At 69.3% G+C, this 5641-nt stretch carries 5 protein-coding genes and 1 pseudogene; all 6 read left to right on the top strand.

Annotated elements, in window-relative coordinates; translation table 11 throughout:
• The first annotated feature begins 219 nt into the window (after positions 1-219).
• On the top strand, positions 220-540 hold the full coding sequence (gene rplU / locus TA90_RS12520; RefSeq protein WP_043536976.1) for a 50S ribosomal protein L21: 321 nt from the start codon (positions 220-222) through the stop codon (positions 538-540).
• Between the two features lie 35 nt (positions 541-575).
• Positions 576-836, top strand: coding sequence for a 50S ribosomal protein L27 (gene rpmA, locus TA90_RS12515; protein ID WP_043536973.1), 261 nt, complete (start codon positions 576-578; stop codon positions 834-836).
• 105 nt (positions 837-941) lie between these two features.
• Positions 942-2468 carry a GTPase ObgE gene (obgE, locus tag TA90_RS12510; RefSeq protein ID WP_043536971.1) on the top strand — a complete coding sequence of 509 codons (1527 nt, stop codon included), beginning with the start codon at positions 942-944 and terminating at the stop codon, positions 2466-2468.
• 92 nt (positions 2469-2560) lie between these two features.
• Entirely contained in the window at positions 2561-3661 is a 1101-nt protein-coding gene (gene proB, locus TA90_RS12505; protein WP_043536978.1) for a glutamate 5-kinase, read from the top strand.
• A gap of 569 nt (positions 3662-4230) precedes the next feature.
• Positions 4231-4758 (top strand): YceI family protein, encoded by a 528-nt coding sequence (locus tag TA90_RS12500; protein WP_043536969.1) that lies wholly within the window; start codon positions 4231-4233, stop codon positions 4756-4758.
• 420 nt (positions 4759-5178) lie between these two features.
• Positions 5179-5641 (top strand): annotated as a pseudogene (locus TA90_RS12495) (glutamate-5-semialdehyde dehydrogenase); the annotation flags it as partial.

Here is a 5641-nt window from a genome sequence, read left to right as displayed (position 1 = left end):
CGTCCCAAGGGATCAGCCCCGCGTGTCGCGAACTCGCGACCCGTGTGGAATCACACAGGCCCACCGCGCCCTCCGGGGTGGGCCGCGGGTTGCCCGGTCCCGCGCGGATCGGCTAGATTGGACCGTCGGCGCACACAGGCGCCAGCGGGATCCGTCCCTCCGTTTCCGGCCCCCCGGGGTCGACGTCGAGGAGTGGGTCCTGTCCCGAACGAGACAGAGATGAGCTCCAACGTGGTCTACGCGATCGTCAAGGCCGGCGGCCGACAGGAAAAGGTGTCCGTCGGTGACGTCGTGGTCGTCGACAAGCTGGCCGATGAAATCGGCTCCAGCATCGAACTCCAGCCGCTGATGCTGGTGGACGGCGACGCCGTCACCACTGACAAGGCCGGCCTGGAGAAGGTCAGCGTCAAGGCTGAGGTCGTGAAGGCCGCGAAGGGCCCCAAGATCTCGATCATCAAGTACAAGAGCAAGAGCGGCTACCGCAAGCGCCAGGGACACCGTCAGAAGCTGTCGGTCGTCAAGATCACCGAGATCGCCTGACCGTCCCCCGCATCGAGTAGAAAGCACCCACTGAGATGGCACACAAGAAGGGCCTCGGGTCCTCCCGCAACGGTCGCGATTCGAACGCGCAGCGACTCGGCGTCAAGCGCTTCGGTGGTCAGACGGTCAATGCCGGCGAGATCATCATCCGTCAGCGTGGCACCCACTTCCACCCCGGCGCCAACGTCGGCCGTGGCAAGGACGACACGCTCTTCGCGCTGAAGGCCGGCGCGGTGGAGTTCTCGACGAAGCGTGACCGCAGGGTCATCAACGTCGTCGAGCCGGTCGAGGCCTGAGCCAGACCGCACGAGCACTTCAAGGGGCGTCCGGCGTCAGCCGGGCGCCCCTCGTGCACAATTGGCACCAATCACCGTGAACACCGAGCCCATCCAGGAGGACGCGTGCCGAGCTTCGTCGACCGAGTGACCATCCACGCCGCAGGCGGTGACGGGGGCAATGGCGTCGCATCGGTGCACCGCGAGAAGTTCAAGCCACTGGGTGGACCCGACGGCGGCGACGGCGGCAACGGCGGCTCCGTCGTCCTCGTGGTGGACCCCCAGGTGACCACACTGCTCACCTACCACCGCAGCCCCCACCAGCGCGCCGGAAACGGCACCCAGGGCATGGGCGACTACCGCCAGGGCCGCAACGGCGACGACGTCATCGTCCCCGTGCCCGACGGCACCGTCGTGAAGTCCACCGACGGGGAGCTGCTCGCCGACCTCACGGGGGCCGGCGCCGGTTTCGTGGTCGCGGAGGGCGGACGAGGGGGACTGGGCAACTCGGCCCTGGCCTCGAAGAAGCGCAAGGCCCCCGGCTTCGCCCTGCTGGGTGAGCCCGGTGAGGAACGCGACGTCGTCCTGGAGCTGAAGTCCGTGGCGGACGTGGCCCTGGTCGGCTTCCCCTCCTCGGGGAAGTCCTCCATGATCGCCGCCATGTCCCAGGCGCGCCCCAAGATCGCCGACTACCCCTTCACCACCCTGGTGCCGAACCTCGGTGTCGTGCAGGCGGGCGACTCGCGCTTCACCATGGCCGACGTTCCCGGTCTGATCCCCGGCGCTTCCCAGGGCAAGGGACTGGGCCTGGAGTTCCTGCGCCACATCGAGCGCTGCGCCGTCATCGTGCACGTCCTGGACACCGCGACCTTCGAGTACGACCGGGAACCGCTGGCGGACCTGCGCACCATCGAGGCGGAACTGGGGGCCTACGAGGGCGACCTCGGCGAGGTCGAAGGGTACGTGCCCCTCATGGAACGCCCCCGTGTGGTGGTGCTCAACAAGATCGACATCCCCGACGGGCGCGAGCTCGCCGAGGTCTGCCGCCCGGAGCTGGAGGAACTCGGCTGGCCCGTCTTCGAGGTCTCGGCGGTGACTCACGAGGGGCTCAAGCCCCTCTCCTTCGCCCTGGCGGAGCTGGTGGAGAAGCAGCGCGCCCTGCTGCCCACGCTGGAGGCTGCCCGTCCCGTGATCCGCCCTCGTGCCGTCGGCTCCCGCGACGAGGTCACCGTCAAGCGGCAGGAGCACGCGGGGGAGGTCGTCTACCAGGTGCGTGGCGAGAAGCCGGAGCGTTGGGTGCGCCAGACCGACTTCGCCAATGACGAGGCCGTGGGCTACCTGGCCGACCGTCTGGCCGCTGCCGGTGTCGAGGACAAGCTCATGAAGGCCGGAGCCGTGCCCGGGGACACCGTGGTCATCGGCGAACTGGTGGGCGGCGTGATCTTCGACTGGGAGCCGACGCTGTCCACGGGTCCGGAGCTGCTCGGTCAGCGCGGCACCGACCTGCGCATCGACGAGAACAAGCGACTCACGCGCAAGGAACGCCGGGAGCGCTACTACGACTCCATGGACGCCAAGGCCGAGGCCCGCCAGGAGCTGTGGACCGAGCGTGAGGCAGGCGTGTGGACCGACGCGGGTGAGGACTCCAAGTGAGCGCCACCGGCGCCGGGCACGCGGGACCGGGGGGATCGGGCACCGGGTCCGGCGTCGCCGCGAGCTCTGGCAGCCCGGCTGCTGACGCCGGGTTGACCGGTCTCGCCGGCGCCCGCCGCGTGGTCGTCAAGATCGGTTCCTCCTCGCTCACCCGTGAGGACGGGGGACTGGACCTCAACCGCATCGACGTCGTGGCGAGGCTCGCCTCGCAGTGGTGCGAGGGCGGCCGCGAGATCCTCATCGTCTCCTCAGGTGCCATCGCTGCGGGTCTGGAGCCGCTGGGGCTGGGGGTTCGCCCTCGTGACCTGCCCACTGCCCAGGCCACTGCCGCCATGGGGCAGGGCCTCCTGGTGGCACGCTGGTCGGCGGCCTTCCAGTCCCACCACCGCCACGTCGCCCAGGTCCTGCTGACCACGGACGACGTCATGCGCCGGGACCACTACACGAATGCCCGCCAGGCGCTGGAGAAGCTCCTGGGGTTCGGGGTGGTGCCCATCATCAACGAGAACGACACCGTGGCCACCCGTGAGGTCCGCTTCGGTGACAACGACCGCCTCGCCTCCTATGTGGCCCAGATGGTGGCCGCCGATGCGTTGGTGCTGCTCACCGATGTCGACGGGCTCTACACCGCACCGCCGGGAACGCCCGGTGCGCACCTGGTGCCGACGGTGGGCTCGCACGACGAGCTGCGCTCGGTGCTGGTCACGGGAGCGGGCTCCAAGGTGGGCTCGGGCGGCATGGTCACCAAGGTGCAGGCCGCGACCATGGCCACCTCCTCCGGCATCGGTGTGCTGCTCACGCATGCCGACCGGCTGGGGGAGGCCCTGCGTGGTGAGCGCGTGGGTACCTGGTTCGAGCCGACCGGGCAGAGGCCGGCCTCGCGGACCCTGTGGATCGCGCATGCCGCGCCCTCGCGGGGGGAGCTGCTGTTGGACCAGGGCGCGGTCGAGGCGATCACGGCTCGCAAAAAGTCGCTGCTGGCGGCGGGCGTGCGCCAGGTGATCAGCCATTTCGACTCCGGTGACGTCGTGGACATCGCGGGGCCCAGTGGCCTGGTGGCGCGCGGCATCGTGTCCTACGATTCCGACACCGTGGCCGCCATGGCCGGGCTGAGTGCCCGCGACCTGCTGCGCTCCGGCTGGGAGAACCCGCGCCCCATCGTCCACCGCGACGACCTCGCCGTCCTCCTCTGAGCCCTCATTCCCCGACGAGGTCCGCTCTGTTCGGGCACTGAGGTCCGCTCAGTTCAGGCACTGAGGTCCGTCCCTTCCTGCGCCGAGATCCGTCCAGTTCCGCCCCGCGGTACGTCCTCCGCGCGCGAGATTGAGAGCACTCAACGAGTGCGTTGGAGTCGGCCTGGCCTGGCCCGGCCTGATGACACGAAGGAACGTCACGATGATCGTGCTTCCTCGCTCCGTCATGCACTCCACGGGATCCACCCCGATGACGACGAAGTGGGGTCTGGACGCCCAGAATCGGCTCTGAGGGTCGCGAAACCTCGTCGAGACCCCACTTCGTCAACACCCGCTGGGTGAGACTCTGCCATGGTGCTCCCCACGGCGACTCCGAACCCGTGGACGGAGGCCCAGAAGGGCACCTACCCACCCCCTGGCCCACCCGCCGACCGGAACATCGCATGTGATTAGTTTCAAAGGGACGCGCGCGAATCGTCGTGACATCGTGACCACTTCCGGATATGGTTGCGGAGTCAACAAATCAGACGGACCGGTCGAGTCCGTTCCACACCACTTCGGAGGCACTCATGACGACCTACACCATCGATCCCACCCACTCCACCCTCGGCTTCACCGTCCGCCATGCCGGCATCGGCAAGACCCGCGGCGCGTTCGACGACTTCCAGGGCACCATCAACGTGGCCGACGAGACCACCCCCGAGGGCTCCTCCGCCACGGCCACCATCAACGCCGCCTCGGTGAACACCAACAACACCGACCGCGACAACCACCTCCGTTCCGCCGACTTCTTCGAGGTCGACAAGTTTCCGGAGTGGACCTTCACCTCCACCGGCGTCTCCGGCACGCGCGACGAGTTCGTCCTCTCGGGCGACCTCACCATCCACGGCGTCACCCAGCCCGTCGACATCGACGTGACCTTCGAGGGCACGGCCACCGACCCCTTCGGCTTCGACCGCGCCGCCTTCGAGGGCACCACCACCATCTCGCGGAAGGACTTCGGCCTGACCTGGAACAAGGCACAGGCCGCCGGCGGCATGCTGGTCGGCGACAAGATCGCCATCACCCTGGAGATCGAGGCCACCAAGCAGGCCTGAGCCACTCGCCGCGCGCAGAGGTGATCGCCGGGACGTCGGCTCCGTGAGTGGGGCAGTGCCCGGGGTTGCCTCTCGCGCAGGCGGCAGTCGCTGAACTCGCTGGTCCTCGCCCGTGTGGGTGGGGACCAGCGAGCTGCTTCGGGGGACGCTCGCGATGTCGGAATGTTGGGGCGTCGGGAGACCAGGGATCGGCGCTCTCGCAGGCCGCAGGTCTGCGTTGCTCCGCGCGGGACACGACCCGCGTACGAGGGCGACCTTGGTGGCCTTGCGTTTCCACTCCCGAGTACGAGGGCGACCCCGGAGGCCTTGCGCTTCCGCTCCCGCCCACGAGGGCGACCCCGCCGCCCTCACGCTCCAGACCCAGCCCTGCACCGCCAGCCACCGCCCATCCCGCCCCACCTGCTGTGGAATCATTGCGACATGACCGAGACCCCTGATATCTCCGCCCTCACCGACGCCGCCCGCGTCGCCTCCCGTGTGCTCGCCACTGCCACCTCCCGGGTGAAGGACCGCGCCCTGGAGGCCATGGCGACCGCCCTGGAGGACCGGTCCACCGAGGTCCGGGCCGCCAATGCTGAGGACGTGGCCCGCGCACGCGCCGAGCACATGGACGAGGGCCTCGTCGACCGACTTGCACTCGACGCCGCCCGCCTCAGCGGGATCGCCGCAGCCGTGCGTGAGGTCGCCGCCCTGCCCGACCCCGTCGGTCGCGTCGTGCGCGGCAACGTCACCGAGGACGGCCTGCGTGTCACGCAGGTCGCCGTGCCGCTGGGTGTCATCGGCATGATCTACGAGGCCCGCCCCAATGTCACCGTCGACGCCGCCAGTCTCGCCATCAAGGCTGGCAACGCCGTCATCCTGCGCGGCGGCACCGCGGCGGAGG

The organism is Actinomyces polynesiensis (genome assembly GCF_000820725.1).
GTDB classification, from domain to species: domain Bacteria; phylum Actinomycetota; class Actinomycetes; order Actinomycetales; family Actinomycetaceae; genus Pauljensenia; species Pauljensenia polynesiensis.
This window is presented reverse-complemented; position numbering and strand designations above follow the sequence as displayed.